General features: G+C 35.2%; 16 protein-coding genes and 2 pseudogenes. 17 read left to right on the forward strand and 1 reads right to left on the reverse strand.

What is annotated here, in order from left to right; translation table 11 throughout:
- Positions 1-17 precede the first annotated feature (17 nt).
- Entirely contained in the window at positions 18-1424 is a 1407-nt protein-coding gene (gene rlmD, locus HMPREF9703_RS09055; RefSeq protein ID WP_004635949.1) for a 23S rRNA (uracil(1939)-C(5))-methyltransferase RlmD, read from the forward strand.
- A 533-nt stretch (positions 1425-1957) separates the two neighbouring features.
- On the opposite strand, the gene HMPREF9703_RS04465 is transcribed toward rlmD, so the two are convergent.
- Entirely contained in the window at positions 1958-3244 is a 1287-nt protein-coding gene (locus HMPREF9703_RS04465; RefSeq protein WP_004635951.1) for an ISL3 family transposase, read from the reverse strand.
- Positions 3245-3981: 737 nt separating this feature from the next.
- On the opposite strand from HMPREF9703_RS04465, the gene HMPREF9703_RS04470 reads away from it, so the two are divergent.
- The 16 genes and pseudogenes from HMPREF9703_RS04470 to ltrA all read left to right on the forward strand — a co-directional run bounded on the left by HMPREF9703_RS04470 (position 3982) and on the right by ltrA (position 18037).
- On the forward strand, positions 3982-4437 hold the full coding sequence (locus HMPREF9703_RS04470) for a CopY/TcrY family copper transport repressor (RefSeq protein ID WP_004635953.1): 456 nt from the start codon (positions 3982-3984) through the stop codon (positions 4435-4437).
- 13 nt (positions 4438-4450) lie between these two features.
- A complete protein-coding gene (locus HMPREF9703_RS04475; RefSeq protein ID WP_004635955.1) occupies positions 4451-6538 on the forward strand; it encodes a heavy metal translocating P-type ATPase in 2088 nt (695 codons plus the stop codon).
- A gap of 80 nt (positions 6539-6618) precedes the next feature.
- On the forward strand, positions 6619-7089 hold the full coding sequence (locus tag HMPREF9703_RS04480) for a DUF305 domain-containing protein (RefSeq protein ID WP_004635957.1): 471 nt from the start codon (positions 6619-6621) through the stop codon (positions 7087-7089).
- Between the two features lie 154 nt (positions 7090-7243).
- Positions 7244-7834 (forward strand): YdhK family protein, encoded by a 591-nt coding sequence (locus HMPREF9703_RS04485; RefSeq protein ID WP_004635958.1) that lies wholly within the window; start codon positions 7244-7246, stop codon positions 7832-7834.
- A gap of 10 nt (positions 7835-7844) precedes the next feature.
- A pseudogene (locus tag HMPREF9703_RS08950) lies at positions 7845-8015 on the forward strand (DUF3801 domain-containing protein); the annotation flags it as partial.
- On the forward strand, positions 8012-8746 hold the full coding sequence (locus tag HMPREF9703_RS04495; protein ID WP_004635963.1) for a phage antirepressor Ant: 735 nt from the start codon (positions 8012-8014) through the stop codon (positions 8744-8746). The pseudogene HMPREF9703_RS08950 and the gene HMPREF9703_RS04495, both read left to right, overlap by 4 nt.
- Positions 8739-9284 (forward strand): annotated as a pseudogene (locus tag HMPREF9703_RS04500) (VirD4-like conjugal transfer protein, CD1115 family); the annotation flags it as partial. The gene HMPREF9703_RS04495 and the pseudogene HMPREF9703_RS04500, both read left to right, overlap by 8 nt.
- Before the next feature lie 264 nt (positions 9285-9548).
- Positions 9549-9680, forward strand: coding sequence for a DUF1413 domain-containing protein (locus HMPREF9703_RS08755; RefSeq protein WP_425278141.1), 132 nt, complete (start codon positions 9549-9551; stop codon positions 9678-9680).
- A gap of 133 nt (positions 9681-9813) precedes the next feature.
- On the forward strand, positions 9814-10182 hold the full coding sequence (locus HMPREF9703_RS04505; protein WP_003145044.1) for an ArsR/SmtB family transcription factor: 369 nt from the start codon (positions 9814-9816) through the stop codon (positions 10180-10182).
- A 145-nt stretch (positions 10183-10327) separates the two neighbouring features.
- Entirely contained in the window at positions 10328-10549 is a 222-nt protein-coding gene (locus HMPREF9703_RS04510; protein ID WP_003145146.1) for a cation transporter, read from the forward strand.
- A gap of 15 nt (positions 10550-10564) precedes the next feature.
- Positions 10565-12409: a heavy metal translocating P-type ATPase gene (locus tag HMPREF9703_RS04515; protein ID WP_004635972.1), complete on the forward strand. Its 1845-nt coding sequence runs from the start codon at positions 10565-10567 to the stop codon at positions 12407-12409.
- Between the two features lie 143 nt (positions 12410-12552).
- A complete protein-coding gene (locus HMPREF9703_RS04520) occupies positions 12553-12879 on the forward strand; it encodes a hypothetical protein (protein WP_004635975.1) in 327 nt (108 codons plus the stop codon).
- Between the two features lie 570 nt (positions 12880-13449).
- On the forward strand, positions 13450-13914 hold the full coding sequence (locus HMPREF9703_RS04525) for an HIT family protein (protein ID WP_004635978.1): 465 nt from the start codon (positions 13450-13452) through the stop codon (positions 13912-13914).
- Positions 13915-14117: 203 nt separating this feature from the next.
- The gene (locus tag HMPREF9703_RS04530) at positions 14118-14954 is read left to right on the forward strand and encodes a KilA-N domain-containing protein (RefSeq protein WP_004635980.1); all 837 of its coding nucleotides are present in this window, start codon (positions 14118-14120) and stop codon (positions 14952-14954) included.
- 623 nt (positions 14955-15577) lie between these two features.
- Entirely contained in the window at positions 15578-16183 is a 606-nt protein-coding gene (locus HMPREF9703_RS04535) for a CadD family cadmium resistance transporter (protein ID WP_004635981.1), read from the forward strand.
- Positions 16184-16741: 558 nt separating this feature from the next.
- Positions 16742-18037 carry a group II intron reverse transcriptase/maturase gene (gene ltrA / locus HMPREF9703_RS04540; RefSeq protein ID WP_004635983.1) on the forward strand — a complete coding sequence of 432 codons (1296 nt, stop codon included), beginning with the start codon at positions 16742-16744 and terminating at the stop codon, positions 18035-18037.
- The last annotated feature ends 52 nt before the right edge of the window (positions 18038-18089 follow it).

Here is an 18089-nt window from a genome sequence, read left to right on the forward strand (position 1 = left end):
ATTAGAGTAGTCAATTGATGTGTTTAGTAAAGAAAGGTGAGTGGATGGCAGCTAAACGAACTATTCCAGTAGAAAAAAATCAACACTATACAGCACGCATTGAAAATTATACACATAAAGGTTGGGGTGTTGCTAAAATAGAGGGCTATCCGATCTTTATTGAAGGTGCATTGATAGGAGAAGTCGTTAATTTTCGGATAACATCAACCGGAAAGTCTTTTAGTCGCGGAGAAGTACACGACATTATTGAAGAAAGTCCACATCGAGTGCCTATTATTGGTCAAGCATATGCCGAGAGTGGCACGATGGATTTGCAGCATATGAATTACGAGGAACAATTACGATTCAAGACAGATCAAGTCAAACAAGCAATCTCCCGTATTGCAAAGCTGGACTCTGTCAAAGTGCATGATATCATTGGGATGAATTTTCCATATGAATATCGGAATAAAGCCCAAGTTCCTGTCCGTGAACGCGAGGATGGACGACTATATAGTGGATTCTTCAAGCAACAAAGTCATGAAGTTGTTTCCATTGAAAACTTCATTATTCAAGATCCGGTTATTGACGAAGCAATAACAGAAGTGCGCCAAATTTTGGAGAAACACGGCTTGAGTGGATATGATCCGGCGACGAATACAGGCGATGTGCGGCATATCATGATTCGCCGAGGCCATTATACGCGCGAGATGATGATCGTTATGGTTCTAAATCGGACAACCTTCCCTGACCAAGACGCGATTGTATCAGAGATCGTCCATTCGCTTCCCAATGTCGTCAGTATTATCTTCAACATGAATACGAAAAAAACAAACTTAGTTCTTGGGGAACAATCGACTGTTCTTTTTGGAGAAGATATTTATCGTGATCAGTTATTAGGATTTACGTTTAATATCTCCCACCGTTCATTCTTCCAAGTGAACACACTTCAGACCGAAAAATTGTATGAGCAGGCCTTGGACTATGCAGCTATATCACGCAATGATGTTGTGATTGATGCGTACTGTGGGATCGGGACATTAACGCTTGCGCTAGCAAAAAAAGCCCAAAAAGTGTATGGGATTGAAATGATTGAAGCGGCTGTTACGGACGCGCGCAAAAATGCCGCGTTGAATCAAGTGGAACGAGCCGAATTTATGACCAGTGATGCAAGTCAGTGGATGGCACAATTCGTGAGCGATGAGAATAAAGCAGACATTATTGTAGTGGATCCACCACGAAAAGGGTTGACCGAAGATTTTATAAACAAAGCTGTTGCAGTTGAACCACGTCGCATAGTCTATATTAGTTGTAATCCGGCTACTTTGGCCCGTGATTTGAAGCTATTTGATGAACTTGGCTATACTGCAAGAGAAATCCAGCCCGTTGATATGTTCCCACAAACGTATCACGTGGAGGCCATAGCGTTGATACAAAAGATGTAAATTTAGAAATCCTACATTTCAAGCAGTTTTATAAGCATTTTGTCTTTGATAAAGATGAAGAAGGATACATCAAAAAAATTCAAAAAACTACATGGACGTGAGCGTAGTTTTGAGACTAGTATGAGGAAACACAAAGAAAAAATTAATAAGATAAACCCGTTTTGTATTTTCTACAAGAGTAGCTTAAAAGGCTGCTCTTTTTTATTAAAGGGAGTAATGATTCGTTACATCCTTTTCAAAATATAAATTAAGGCTCTTCAACATTTAGTGTTGGTCATCATAAAGTCAACACATTCGTAACGGAATAAATCATTTGATTTTATCTACTCCATAAGATAGATAAAGTTGAGCGGTTTTTTCTATTTTATTATAAATATATCACTGCTGATTTGGTTTATTAAAAGATATTCTTATTTATGGAATATATCTTATCCAGAGGATAGTTTAGGATGGCTCATCAATAAAGTACCTAAAGGCTAAAATAAATGTAATCAATTTAGCTATGTTGTACTTAGATAACCGTTTATTAAGTATTATACGGCAGCTTTTCTTGATTTTGTTTTTAGGTTATTCATGATCAGGATGCGGTTGGATAAATTTTCAATATTACGATAGCCACATCCATTATGAGTCATACGTTTAATAGTATTATGGGTCCCTTCAATTAAGCCATTTGAATATGGGCTTTCTATGGCATTGGTTAATAAATGACTGTATTTCTTAAGGGTACGGAGTGATTTGCGCATAAACGGAGATATACCTGACCAATTTGTATGGATTAGTGTACTCATAGCGACACCATCACGTTGATCAACAGCCCGCATAAAGCATTGATAGACCTCCCACGTCCGTTTTAATAGTTCATCGTAGGCAAGTAATTTATCAACAATCATTTGTGCGGTAAAATAACCGAATAAATAATACAGTTTATAGTCTGTAAATGAGATATCTTTTGATTTTAATTTAAGCATTTTTCCATACCGTTTTAACCGGCGGTATCGTTTTTGATCTGTGTTATTTCCTTTTTTAAGGCGATTCATCACCTTAATTCGGGTACGATCTAAGGCACGAACCATCAGTTGGACGAGATGAAATCTGTCTAATATGATCGTGGCATTGGGAAACAGTTCAGGAATCATATGAATATATCCTGCATTTAAATCAGTCGTTACGGTCTGGACCTTTTTTCGTTCTTTCAGATTGTACCGATTGTAAAAATGATCTTTAATATCTTTTATCCGACGATTGGGTAGAATACCTAAGATATTTCCTGAATCATTATCTATATAATCAAATGCCACTGTTTGGTTGCGATAGCGAAATTCATCAATCCCAATATTACTAGGTAGTCGTTGTCCATATCCTTTATATTTAAGGACCTCAGCATTACAAATGCGTTGAACAGTTGCCTCACTAATATGACATAAACGAGCATTTGTCGTTTTACAAATTGTTTCTCTCGAGAGGTCTAATGATTTTCGTTTCACTTGATTGGCGATATAACAATATTTATCGACCACTGAGGTTTGAGCAATGAAAGTTTGCCCACAAGCCTTACATTGAAATCGTTGCTTTTTCAGCACAAGATAACGATTCTTTTCTAGGCCAGATAATGTGATTCGAGAGGTCTTTGTCCCATATTTTATAATGATGGATCCATCATTTTTAATGCCACATTTACAGCAACCTTGAGGCTGATACGTCAACGTTGCATAAATAATCTCGTTAGGACCGGACGTTTTAATAGGATTTTTTTCAATTAGTTTTATATTTTCATCTTGAATACCAATCAAATTTAGTATAGAATTAGTTTTAGACATGTGAGATTTCTCCTTTAATTTTGGTTTAGTTGACTTTATTTTAAAGGAAATCTCGCATGTTTTTTAGTTTAATGCACAAAAAGGTGCTAGCGAGGAAAATCCTCACCAACACCAAAAATTGTAGAACCTAAATTTATTACTATATAACCTTCGAAACTTGCACAATAACCAATTTACATAAAATCACTTTTTAATTTTAGTCCTTGATTCTTAACACCATCTCAAAGTTTTAGCCCATTAAATCCATTGGATAAAAGTACATAATAAAAATCGGTTGTAAACCTTACATAGTAACTAATTTTTAAACAATAGGCCCTATATTCTTGTGAAAAACTTCTCCAGATTTTTCTTAATAAGATGAATCAATTGCACAACTTTCATTTAAATAAATCTACAAATTTTGAGTAAAGTTCTTGAAGTGAATTAAACCAAACTACCATGAAAAATGAAAGGGTAGAATTTGTGAAATTTATGACTATATATTTAGCCAAACAATAAATTCAGAAAAGGTATCATCATATTTATCATATTTAACATATTATTAAAAATAAGGAATTAAAAAAGCGATAAATGTAAATCAATGATAACCTTATAAATCGTACTAGGAAGAAATTTGAAAACAAACGTAATGATATTTGCTTACATATTTAAATAATACTTGACAAGGTTAGTTTACAATGGTAAACTAATTTCAGACATTCACGTCTACACATGTAAACAGCAAGGAGGGAAAGAGAATGGGTGCGATAGTATATAATACTCATATCACAGATGCTGAATGGGAAGTCATGCGTGTAGTTTGGACCTATGATCGAGTGACTAGTAAAGAAGTCATCTCCATATTGAAAGAAAAAATGGACTGGACACAATCTACTATCAAAACGATCTTAGGTCGACTAGTTGAAAAAGGCGTACTTAATACGGAGCAAGAAGGTAGAAAGTTTATTTACACTGCCAATATTGAAGAGAAAGAGGCTGTAAGAAATTATTCAGAGGATATTTTTAACCGTATTTGCCGAAAAAAAGTCGGGAATGTAATAGGAAGCATCATTGAAGATCATGTCTTAAGCTTTGATGATATAGAGCGACTAGAAAAAATATTAGAGATGAAAAAATCTTTCGCAGTAGAAGAAGTGGATTGCGATTGTCCAGAAGGACAATGCGAGTGTCATTTACATCATCATGAAGAATAAGGAGGAATTAAAAATGAAGAATAACAACAAACATTCGTCTCACCGTCACCATAATCACGGCGATATGAATCACTTAAAACACAACAATAGCAAAATGGAACAACATGGAGACCATAAACATCACGATCATCATGCGGGTCATGAACACGGCGGACACGGAGGGCATGAGCATCATAATCACGGAAACTTTAAGGAACTATTCTTAAAGTCATTGCCACTAGGAATTATTATTATGCTCTTATCCCCTATGTATGGATTTGAGCTACCATTTCAGTTTACTTTTCCATATTCTGATATTGTAGTAGTTATTTTATCTACTATATTAATTATTTATGGTGGACGTCCATTCTATCAAGGTGCAGTTGATGAATTTAAACAAAAAGAACCTGGAATGATGGCACTCGTTTCTTTAGGTATAAGTGTTTCATATTTATATAGTGTTTATGCTGTTATCACTAGCTACCTCACGGGTGAACAGGTCATGGACTTTTTCTTTGAATTTGCTTCATTACTATTAATCATGCTATTAGGTCACTGGATTGAGATGAAAGCTATTGGAGAAGCAGGAGATGCACAAACAGAATTGGCTAAGTTAGTGCCGAAAGATGCTGACGTTGTATTAGAAGATGATTCCATTGAAACACGTCCAGTTGCTGACTTAAAGGTAGGTGATTTAATTCGTGTTCAAGCTGGGGAAAATGTGCCAGCAGATGGAACTATCGAACGTGGCGAATCACGTTTAAATGAAGCTCTTCTAACTGGGGAGTCAAAAGCAGTAAAAAAAGGCCCTGGCGATGAAGTAATCGGGGGCTCAACAAATGGAGAAGGGGTTCTTTATATTAAAGTGCTTGAGACAGGTGATCAATCCTTTATCTCTCAAGTACAGACTTTAATTAGCCAAGCTCAAAGTCAGCCTTCCAGGGCAGAAAATATTGCGCAAAAGGTTGCAGGGTGGCTCTTCTATATTGCTGTTATTGTCGCGCTAATTGCTTTTGTAACATGGATGGTTATAGAAGATGTGCCAACGGCAGTTATATTTACTGTTACTACATTAGTTATTGCTTGTCCGCACGCATTGGGTCTGGCTATTCCATTGGTAACCGCCCGTAGCACAAGCTTAGGAGCTAGCCGTGGCTTACTAGTAAAAGACCGCCAAGCCTTAGAAATAGCTCAAGATGCAGATGTGATGATTTTAGATAAAACGGGTACTTTAACAACTGGTGAGTTTAAAGTATTAGATGTAAAACTTCTTAATGACAAATATACAAAAGAGGAAATCATTGCTTTACTGGCAGGTATTGAAGGAGGATCTAGCCACCCGATTGCTCAATCAATTATAAGTTTCGCCGAGCAGCAAGATATACGTCCAGCATCTTTTGATTCGATTGATGTGATTTCCGGTGCTGGGGTAGAAGGTGAAGCAAGCGGGCACCGTTATCAATTAATCAGTCAAAAAGCATACGGACGTAATCTGGATATGGATATTCCAAAAGGAGCAACTCTCAGTGTCTTAGTAGAAAATGAAGATGCCATTGGTGCTGTAGCTTTAGGGGACGAATTAAAACCAACGAGCAAAGAGTTAATTAAAGCTCTTAAAAAGAACAATATTCAACCAATTATGGCAACAGGTGATAATGAAAAAGCGGCTCAAGGCGCGGCAGAAGATTTAGGGATTGAATATAGATCAAATCAATCTCCACAAGACAAATATGAGTTAGTTAAAACACTTAAAGATCGTGGAAAGAAAGTTATCATGGTAGGTGACGGTATCAATGATGCTCCTTCTCTTGCCTTAGCAGACGTTGGTATAGCTGTAGGTGCTGGAACTCAAGTAGCATTGGATTCAGCTGATGTCATCTTGACTCAATCTGATCCAGGAGATATTGAATCATTCATTGAATTAGCACACAAAACAACTCGTAAAATGAAACAAAATCTCTTTTGGGGAGCCGGCTATAACTTTATAGCTATTCCTCTAGCTGCTGGAATTTTGGCCCCTTTTGGCTTCACATTAAGTCCTGCAGTAGGAGCAATTCTAATGTCTGTGTCAACAGTCATCGTCGCCATTAATGCTATGACATTGAAATTAGAGCCAAAATAAACAGTTATTTGGCACATGAAATAATTGAATGACCTTATCGTGTAAAAATACAATAGTTTCACAGGAAAGGAAGTTTAACTGTGAATAAATATATACGTTTCGGATTAATGATTTTAACTTCTACTGTTGTGATGTACTTTCTAATGTTTGTGAATGTTAGTGAATTTGCACATATTTACTTGAGTCAAACCCGTGTTTATATGGCTATTCTAATGGGGGCTATCATGGCAATAATTATGATGGGTTTTATGTGGAAAATGTACGACAACAAAAAATTAAATACCGTCATAATGGGACTTTCGGTTTTACTCGTGGTGGGATCGTTTGGGCTTATTCAAAACCAAGTTGGCGTAGATGATACTGCTTGGATGAGAGCTATGATTCCACACCATTCTACCGCTATTATGACGAGTGAAAATGCCAATCTCACAGATTCACGGGCGCAACAATTAAGCGAAGAAATTATCCAAGCCCAAGAAGAAGAAATTGCTGAAATGGAACAATTGATAGAAGACATAGAGGAAAATGGGAAGCAAACTCAAGATGATTAAACAGCATAGATTGTCATACTAATCTAAACTGATTTCTGCGGTGGGAACGTAAAAGAATGTTCAAGTTACTATTAACCGACCCATTTTTATAATTGAATTTATAAAAGAATAACTTTAAATTTAGAGCTTTATTTTTTTAATTTAGGAGGAAAAAATGAAACAGAATAAAAAATGGATAGGAACTATTTTACTGTCATCTGCCTTATTACTTGGAGCATGTGGCAGTGACGAGATAAATGAATCTACTGGAACAGATACAAATCAAACGACAACCGAAGAAACATCTTCAGAAAGTGGTGATCACGGCGGCATGGTGCACGATGAATCTGGTGAAATTCCAGCAGGTTTGGAAGAAGCAGAAAATCCGATGTACGAAGTAGGAGAATCCGTTATTCTTCAGCACGGTCATATGCCTGGAATGGAAGGTGCCGAAGCGACTATTGTTGGTGCGTTTGACACAACTGCTTATGAAGTATCCTTTGACCCAACTAATGGGGGAGAACGCGAGGAAAATCATCGATGGGTAATCCATGAAGAAATTGCTGAGTCAACTGAAAGTGCTGTTGAACCCGGAGAAGAAGTGACATTAGAAGCTAGACATATGGAAGGTATGGAAGGAGCAACTGCAACAATTGATGATGCTGTTACATCAACTGTATATATGGTAGATTATCAACCAACCGACGGCGGAGAAGTAGTTCGTAACCATAAGTGGCTGACTGAAGAGGAACTAGGTCAAGAATAATAATCCAACTAAGGATATAAAGGTAATGGAACACGCCTTTAAAAAAGCTGTTAAGGCTTCTGAAAGAAAGGCTGATAGAAGAGATTCAATAACTAAGACTATAAATAAGTTTAAAGATATGGCTAAGGACACCATCAGTAAAGATAAAGTTAAGAATAAACATAAGGAGCAAAGCTTATGATAAATAATTTAAAAACATTTAAAAATAAGAATTTTGGGAAACTCACTGTTATAGAAAAAGACGGTGAGTTTTTCTTTATAGCAAATGAAGTAGCAACTATGCTAGGATATGTCAATCCAAGAAAAGCTGTTTATGACCATGTAGATGAGGAAGATAAGGGTGTAACGAAATGGAACACCCCTGGAGGAATACAGAATATTTCAATAGTTAATGAGTCAGGATTGTATTCACTTATCCTCTCATCAAAACTACCACAAGCAAAAATATTCAAAGCTTGGGTAACTAGAGAAGTCTTACCAAGTATTAGAAAAAATGGAGGATATATAGCTGGTCAAGAAAAGAAAACTAATGAAGAGTTACTTGCAGATGCAATTCTAGTAGCCAATAGAATTATTGCCGAGAGAGAAGAAGAAATTGAAGAATTAAGACCAAAGGCAGATTATTATGACAAATTAGTAGATTATAACCTACTTATAAACTTTAGAAATACTGCCAAGGAGTTAGGAATACCACAAAACCAGTTTATAAGTTTTTTAATGGATAAGGGATTAATTTACAGGGATAAGAAAAAGAAACTCTTACCTTATGCAGATAAGAACAAGGGATATTTTGAAGTAAAGGAATGGGTTGATCCACTAGGTACACTTATAGAAATACAAACATTTATAACACCAAAGAGAAGACACTACCTACTAATTTTATTAGATAGTGAAGGTTTCTACGATGAATAAGGTATTAGAAGCCATTCTTTCTGATATTAAAAACTTAATTAAAATAGACAACCCAAAGAAATTTATATTAGCAAACATTCCTTATCTATCCTTTTTCTATATTGGAAATATCTTTTCTAAGCACATCAATTCTTATGTTGGAGGAGATATTATTGATAGAATAATGGTGGGAATTTCTGATATAGGAACTTTATCTTATATACCAAGTATTAATCCAAGGGACTTGCTAGTAGGTATTTCAGTTGCTGGTCTTATTAAGTTAATTGTTTATAGTAAAGGTAAAAATAAAAAGAAATATAGGCAAGGCAAGGAATATGGATCTGCAAGATGGGGAGAAAGCAAGGATATTGCTCCATACATTGACCCTAAGTTTGAAAACAATGTTCTTATAACTAATACCGAAAGACTAACAATGAACTCAAGACCTAAAAACCCTAAATACGCCAGAAATAAAAATGTATTAGTAATAGGTGGTTCTGGATCAGGTAAAACAAGATTTTATGTAAAGCCAAATCTAATGCAAATGCACTCTTCCTATGATGATACCCTAGTAAGGAAGATTATCCAGAATGTTAGTGTTTATGATGACCACTTTGTAATATGCTTTAAATCTGGAATTGGAATGGAAGTATGATTTAATACTAATATAAACCGTCAATTAAGAGTTAGGTTCTCTTGATTGGCGGTTTTTGCATTGACTTTTACATGATTTATACATGTGATATTATCAAAAATGTTGTTTATAAGGTTATTGATAAGGAGTTGACCACATGAGTGATGTAATAAGCTGTTAGATGAAGCTATTAAAGAAACCGAAAACTTGTACGGAGGCGAAGTCTTTATTTTTAAGGATTTGTTTAAAGGATATGTATGGAACAGGATACCGAGAAAGGATGGTACTAATGTCTTAGTAGATGTTTTTGAGATATTTTAAATAATATAAAAAACACTTGAATAAATGCTCATATAACTATTGACACAAGAGAAAAACAATAATATAATAAATATACAACGTATGAATGCTTGTTCAAGTATTCAGATGAAATGATTTAAAAAGAGGTGATAATATGACTAAAAAATTTAATTCAATTGAAAGATGTGACTGCAATGTAATTCATGAGGATATTGTAAATCAAGTTAGAGATAAAATGCCTCAAGAAGAAAGCCTTTATGATCTAGCAGAATTATTTAAAGTATTTGGAGATTCAACACGAATCAGGATATTATGGGCTTTACATGAAGCTGAAATGTGTGTTTGTGATATCGCTGTATTACTTAACATGACACAATCAGCAATTTCCCATCAGCTGAGAGTCTTAAAACAAGCTAATTTAGTGAAAAACAGAAAAGAAGGCAAAGTAGTATATTATTCATTAGTTGATGATCATGTAAGAGAAATATTTGACCAAGGTCTAATTCATATCAACGAGAAGTAGTAATGCGGTAGAATAGAATATTTTTTGAAGATATTTGGGCATATATTTAAGTCTTCATTTCAAATGAGCAATGCTTCAAGAAAATTTGAAAAAGACTTATAGTATTCAAAATAAAATTACAAATAACATTTAGAAGGATTTAATAATGAAAAAGAAATTTATACTTGAAGGTTTAGATTGTGCAAATTGCGCGGCAAAAATGGAAAAGGCTATTAATGAGCTTGATGGAGTGAAAGAAGCTACTGTTAACTTTATGACCACAAAACTCGTTATTGATGGTGAGGATGAAAAAATGCCAACAATAATAGCAGAGGCCGAAAAAATAGTTAAAAAAATCGAACCCGATACAACTATGAAAAAGGCTTAAAGGAGGCTATTTAGTATGACAAAACGACTATGGCGAATAATTATTGGTGCAGCCGTGTTAGCTACAGCAGTATTGCTTAATTTAAATAACGAATGGTTACAGATTGCTCTCTTTATAATAAGTTACATTATTGTAGGTGGAGATGTTGTAAAAAGAGCTGTAAAAAATATTTTTAAAGGTCAAGTTTTCGATGAAAATTTTTTAATGAGTATTGCAACAATTGGTGCATTTTTTATTGGTGAGTATCCTGAAGGTGTTGCAGTTATGCTGTTTTATCAAGTTGGAGAACTGTTTCAAAGCTATGCAGTTGGCAAGTCGAGAAAGTCAATTGCAAGCCTTATGGATATTCGACCAGATTATGCAAATGTTAAAAAAGGTGATGAACTTGTCAAAGTTGACCCAGATGAAGTACAAATTGGAGATATTATTGTAATTAAAGCAGGAGAAAAAATTCCTCTTGATGGCAAGGTAATTGAGGGAAGTTCAATGATTGATACATCGGCACTAACAGGCGAATCTGTTCCTCGTGAAGTAGAAGTTGGAAGTGATATCCCAAGTGGGTGCATCAACATTAATGGGGTTATTACAGCAGAGGTTACCAAGGAATTTGGAGAATCTACTGTAAGTAAAATTCTTGATTTAGTTGAAAATGCAAGTAGTAAAAAATCCAATTCAGAACAATTTATTACGAAGTTTGCGAGATATTATACACCGGTTGTGGTTATAATTGCAGTTTTTCTAGCTATTATACCACCTCTTGTTATAGACGGGGCGACTTTTAGTGATTGGATATATAGAGCACTAGCATTCCTTGTGGTATCCTGTCCGTGTGCTTTAGTTATTTCAATTCCTTTGAGTTTCTTCGGTGGAATAGGTGGAGCCTCAAAAAAAGGTGTTTTAGTCAAGGGTAGTAATTATTTAGAGGCATTAGCAGAAACTGAAATTGTTGTTTTTGATAAAACTGGAACACTAACGAAAGGTGTATTTAATGTACAGGAAATTCATCCAGAAGGAGTTTCCAAAGAAGAGCTACTAGAATTAACTGCACATGCGGAAAGCTATTCCAATCATCCGATTTCACTTTCACTGAAACGTGCATATAGCAAAGAAATAAACAATGGACGTATTTCAGATGTAGAAGAGATATCAGGTCATGGTGTTATTGCAACAGTAGATGGCAAAAAGGTTATGGCAGGAAATATCAAACTTATGAAAATGATGGATATCCCTTATTTCAAGGGAGAGCTGATCGGTACTATTGTACATGTTGCTGTTAATAACAAATATATAGGTTACATTGTAATTGCCGATGAGGTAAAGGAAGATTCAGCACAAGCAATCAAAGAACTTAAGGCAGCTAATATTAAACAAACAGTTATGTTGACAGGTGATAATAAAAGTATTGGTTCAAAAGTTGCTAAAGAGCTTGGTCTTGATAAGGTTTATGCAGAACTGTTGCCAGCAGACAAAGTTGAAAAACTAGAAGAATTATTTTCGCAAAAATCTAAAAAAGGTAAACTTGCCTTTGTTGGTGACGGAATCAATGATGCACCTGTATTAGCTCGTGCAGACATTGGAATAGCAATGGGTGGTTTAGGTTCTGATGCGGCCATTGAAGCTGCTGATGTTGTAATTATGACTGATGAGCCATCGAAAATTGCTACTGCAATGAAGATTTCTAAAAAGACACTAAAAATTGCACATCAAAACATAGTATTTGCAATTGGAATAAAAATAATTGTTCTTATTTTGAGTGCTTTTGGAATAGCTACTATGTGGGCAGCTATATTTGCAGATGTAGGTGTAACTATCATTGCAGTATTAAATGCTTTTAGAGCTTTGAATGTAAAGAATCTATAAACTATTTTTCCTATTCACCCCTTGAATGATACCGATAATTGACGATACAATTAAGGGGTATTTTTTAATTTAAAAACTATAAATGAAAATTGGTTGGGATTTACCTTGAATTAAATGGTTTTAAAGATATGGAGGTTATTTAATTGAAAGTTATTGATGAATGTTGCTGTGAATGTATCACACAAAATTTAAATAGAACAAAGGCGAGTTGCCCTGTCTGTAATAATGAAGGAGTAACAGTTAGTAGGATAACCGTTGAACACTTGGTGACAGATGATTATCGTAATGCCGTTGATGGAGATCAATATAAGATATGCATGAATGAGGACTGCGACGTTATTTACTATAACTTAGATAAAGAAATAAAATTCTTAAAAGACCAAGTTAGGGTTCCTATCTGGTTTAAGAAAGATGCAGATCCTAAGTATGCTTGTTATTGCAGCAAAGTCACAGAAGATCAGGTAATTTAAGCAGTTGTAAAGCATGGTGCGAAAACCGTTAAAGAAGTAAATGCCATAACTGGAGCAATGAAAAATTTGCTTTGTAAGGAAAACAATCCTTTGGGGGTATGTTGTCATAAGATTATTCAGGAAGCCATTGATAAGGGATTAACCATGAAATGATTTGAGTTGATATGTTCTCACGAACAGACAAAACCGTTGATATCTTGCCACAAACGAGAGCCAATGTTGGATATGTTTCCAACTACGAGTGTGGATATGTTCCCCTTAACCATAGGGGTTGAGAACGCAGTTTTGATAGCTATCAAGGCAACTCGAAACATGTTGAAGCCCTAACCCTGCTATCGCGCGATTAGCAAAGCTAATCGATGCGAAGCAGAGGTACCAAAGGCATTAGTTTTTCTTAGCCAATCGCTACGCTCTTGGAGAAAAACTGAATAGGCTTCACGTGTGCCCTGTGGGCATGCCAGGCTTTCCCAAAGAGAAGCGAGTGAATAACGAGCTTCGATTGGTGGAATCTACGGCTGAGGCTCTAGTATTGATGACAAGGACAAATTAGAAATTGTTTGGGGGAAAAAGATGTGCTTAATATGTGAAAGAATAGAAATGATTAATAATAATGAGAATCAATATTTCGTAAAAGAATTAGAAACCGGTTATGTTGTGTTGGGAGACAATCAACATTTTAAGGGGTATACGATTTTTTTATGTAAACAACATAAGACAGAACTTTTTGAATTAGAAAAGAATTTTAAATTGAAATTCTTAGAAGAAATGTCATTAGTAGGAGAGGCTGTATATAAAGGTTTTAATGCAGATAAAATTAACTATGAACTACTTGGTAATGGAGATTCACATCTACACTGGCATTTATTTCCAAGGATAGCGGGTGATATAGAAAACTATGGTAATAAAGGAAAAGGTCCAGTTTGGTGGTATCCTATGGAATTAATGTATAGTGATTCGAATCGTCCATCAGATACTGAATTAATGGCATTAAAAGAGAAGCTAATAGCTGAACTTAATAAAATATTTAATAACTAATTATATTTTGTATTGGCATCATTTTTAAGTTAGATTTATAAATGGTGCCAATTTTTTATTTTATTAAATCGAATTGTCAAAAGCATTTCCCAAGAACAAATGTTTTATAAATGATATAATATTATTGACAGCTCCAACTATTTTGGAAATTGAAACAGTTCAAATAAAAGGTAAGAAATTGTTTTATAATAATGGAGGAAAAAATGTCAAAGATAAAAAAAGATACTATTCAAGCTCAGGGATTTTCGATAGAAGTCTACACCGAAGACTTTAAAAATGATTATATTAGTTTAACTGATATTTCCAAGTATAAAAACGATGATGATCCTAGATTTTTAATTCAAAACTGGATGAGAAATAGAAATACCTTAGAATTCATTGGCCTATGGGAAATTCTTAATAATCCAAATTTTAAACGCGTCGAATTCGACGGGTTTAAAATGCAAGCTGGCAGTAATGCATTTACCTTATCACCTAAAAAGTGGATTGAATCAACCAACGCAATTGGAATTGTATCAAAATCTGGAAGATATGGTGGAACATATGCCCATAGTGATATTGCAATGGAGTTTGCTTCTTGGATATCTGCAGAATTTAAGCTTTATATTATACAAGATTACAAGAGACTAAAATTAGATGAAAATTCAAAGTTGTCTCTTAATTGGAATTTACATAGAGAAATCTCAAAAATAAACTATAAAATCCATACAGATGTTATCAAAGAGTATCTTTTGGAAGACTTGACCGATGCACAGCTTGCATTTAAATATGTAAGTGAGGCAGATATGCTTAATGTATCATTATTCAATAAAAGAGCTAAAGAGTGGCGAGAGGAAAATCCAGATTTAAAAGGAAATATGAGATACTATGCTAGTTTGGAAGAACTATTGGTTTTAGCAAATATGGAAAGTTATAATGCGATTTTGATTGAAAAAGGAATGAATCAAAAAGAGCGTATGATAGAATTGAGGCATTTAGCAAGGAAACAGCTGATGTCTTTAGAGAAAATTAATGATAAAGGAATTAAAAAGTTAAATTGATTTTTCGATCTAATTTCAATTATAGAACATTTTGATATGTTTCTGAACACGTACTAGTATAAAAACCCCTATGATATGTTTGCGAAAACGTAAAAATGGGCTTTTTATCCATAGTGACGACTCGAGGCATATCGAATCTGTAACTGTGTTGACGCGAAAATAAATTTGTCTGAATTGCAACAAGAGATGCAATTCAGAAATCTCGATCATCTTCATCTAAATGTTTACCTTTTGGCTTTAATTTGGTCCACTTAACTGGAGTCATATTTCTCTGTCCTTTCTGTATGAGTGTAGATACTATCAGATTAACAGAGCATATGGCTTTTTTAAGTGTTTTCCTGCTTGTATTTAATTATACAACTCACCATGATTTAATATTGGATAAATAATGTTTGCTCTATCTAATTTTATATATTTTCAATCTTCATAGTTTGCGTGGTATCTATCAGCATACTTGACAAAATCCGATAATTTAAGTAAACTTTAAGTAGTATTTAAAGGAAAGGTGGGAAAATTGTGAAATTATTTCTTGAAATGTCTCCATTGGCAACTGCCAAGGCGGAATGTGTATGCAGTCAATTTTTGATTGGCTATAAAAATTAAACATTTCGAAAGGAGAAATAATGGAAACAATAGTATCCGCTTTATTAGTTTTTGTCTCTACATCAATTGACTACTTAGTTGTTTTGACTATTTTATTCGCCAGTCAAGGCAAGGAAGGCTTAAAATCAATTTATGCAGGACAGTATTTAGGTACAGGACTGCTTGTACTGGTTAGTCTTATTGTCGCTTACTTTTTAAATTTTATTCCACAAGATTGGATTATCGGACTCCTTGGTCTAATTCCACTAGGTCTTGGTATAAGAGTAATTTTTGTGGATGAAGATATTGATGAAGAAGACATCGAGGGAAAAATTGCCGGAAATGGATCAAAAATCTTAGCATTTACAAGTTTAACAGTGGCAATGGGTGGAGATAATTTAGGAATTTATATCCCCTATTTTACAGGAAAGAGTTTGATTGGGATTTGTATAAGTTTAGTAATATTTGCATTAGGAATTTTTATTCTATGCAAATTATCTCAAAGTCTCGCTTCAATATCTGCTATCGGAGAGACTGTAGAAAAGTACGAAAAAATAATAGTACCAGTCGTGTTTATTGGACTTGGTCTCTATATATTGCTTGAAAATGGAACGATTAATTATTTCATATCCCTAATCACAAGTTAGTAGTCTATTTTTATATTTCAGACCTATTAAAGGAAATCTTTAGTGGGTCTTTTTTTGGGTGCGCACGGCATGGGAGACAACTTGGTGGTGAAAGTCCACTATGAGCCTTTACAGTAAGAATTATTAGCCAAAGGCAAGAGTGTCCATCGTGAGGTGGAATCTGAAGGAAGCCAGAGGCAAACACCTGCACTGACGAACAGAAATCTCATAAAGAAGGCCGGATAGGTGTGGATAAGCTTGCAATACAAAGTGAAGTCCAATACTGTACGAGCACCGTCAGGTAAATGAGGCAGTGACATGGGTGGAAGGTTGTCGCTCTTACCCGGGGAGGTCTGTCTAGCGGGAAACTGTAGCAATAGCGAATAGACAGAAGTCAGCCGACGTCATAGTAGTGTGCATCGCGCATGAAGGACAGAACAATATCAATACAGAGTAAAGATTGGAGGTTAGGAGTTACGATTACAACAGAAAACAGCGAGAGCTGGCAATCCAATGAGTCAAGTAGGTGGAACTGAAAACGACAAGATATGGATGTGTTGAGTATACTCCTAGGAAGAAATGACAGAAATGTATCATAAGTCTTCATCGTTGATGAAGCAAGTTGTAACAAAAGAGAATTTAATACTAGCAGCCGAAAAAGTTCGAAAGAATGATGGAGCTCCTGGTGTTGATGGTATGACTGTTCAAGAAGTTGAGCACCATATCAGAGAATATTATCCATATATCAGAAAGAAATTACTCAATGGAACGTATCAACCACAACCAGTGAGACGAGTGGAAATTCCAAAAGGCAATGGGAAAACACGGAAGCTGGGCATACCAGTAGCACGTGATCGAGTAATCCAAATGGCTATTAAACAGATAATTGAGCCTATAATAGATAAACACTTTTCTAATAGTAGTCATGGATTTCGACCAGGAAAAGGAACAGAAACTGCTCGGAAACAATGCGTAGAATATTACGAATCTGGCTTAAAATATGCGGTAGACTGTGATTTGAAGCAATGCTTCGACACACTTAATCATGATAAGATGATGTATCACGTGGAACAATTTGTTCAAGATAAAGCTATTTTAAAATTCATACGTAAATCATTGAGATGTGGCACCATTGAACTATCTGGTGAATTTACGGATAGTGAAACTGGTGCACCACAAGGTGGTGTGATATCACCATTACTGTGTAATATCTATCTGAATGAGTTAGATAAAGAGCTTGAACGACGTGGACATAAATTTGTGCGATATGCGGATGATTTTATAATCTTTAAATCATCAAAACGAGCATGCGAACGAATCCTGAAGAGTATAACTCAATTCATTGAAAAAGACCTGGAACTTCAAGTCAATCAAGAAAAGAGCAAGACAGGAAGTCCGACTCAGTTAAAGTTCTTGAGCTGTCTAATCCACAACAACTTCGGCAATTGTCGATTCCGACCAACGGACGAAGCGAAAGCAAAATTTAAGAAAAAACTTAAGAGATTAACCAAACGCAATCGACCAGGAATATTTGCGGAGATTGTGAAAGAGATCAACCAAGTGACTCAAGGTTGGATTAATTACTTTGGGTTAGGTTTTGTTAAAAGCTTCGTGAGAAGGACTGAAGAGTGGTTGCGAAGGCGACTTAGACAGCTTATATTGAAACGTTGGAAGAAATGCTCAACCAAGATTAAGATGCTTCAGAAATATGGACTAACAGAAGATGAGGCAAAACGAATTGCCTTCTCTCGGAAAGCCTATTGGCATCTATCTCAAACATATGAAGTCAATAAGGCAATTACAACAAAGAGACTCCACAAATGGGGATTAAAATCATTAACCACCATAGCGGAGTCTGCTTATGCAAGGTATTGAACCGCCGTATACGGATCCGTACGTACGGTGGTGTGAGAGGTCGACTAGTCAA

Origin of the sequence: Dolosigranulum pigrum ATCC 51524 (assembly GCF_000245815.1) — a bacterium.
In the GTDB taxonomy this organism is placed as follows: Bacteria; Bacillota; Bacilli; order Lactobacillales; family Carnobacteriaceae_A; genus Dolosigranulum; species Dolosigranulum pigrum.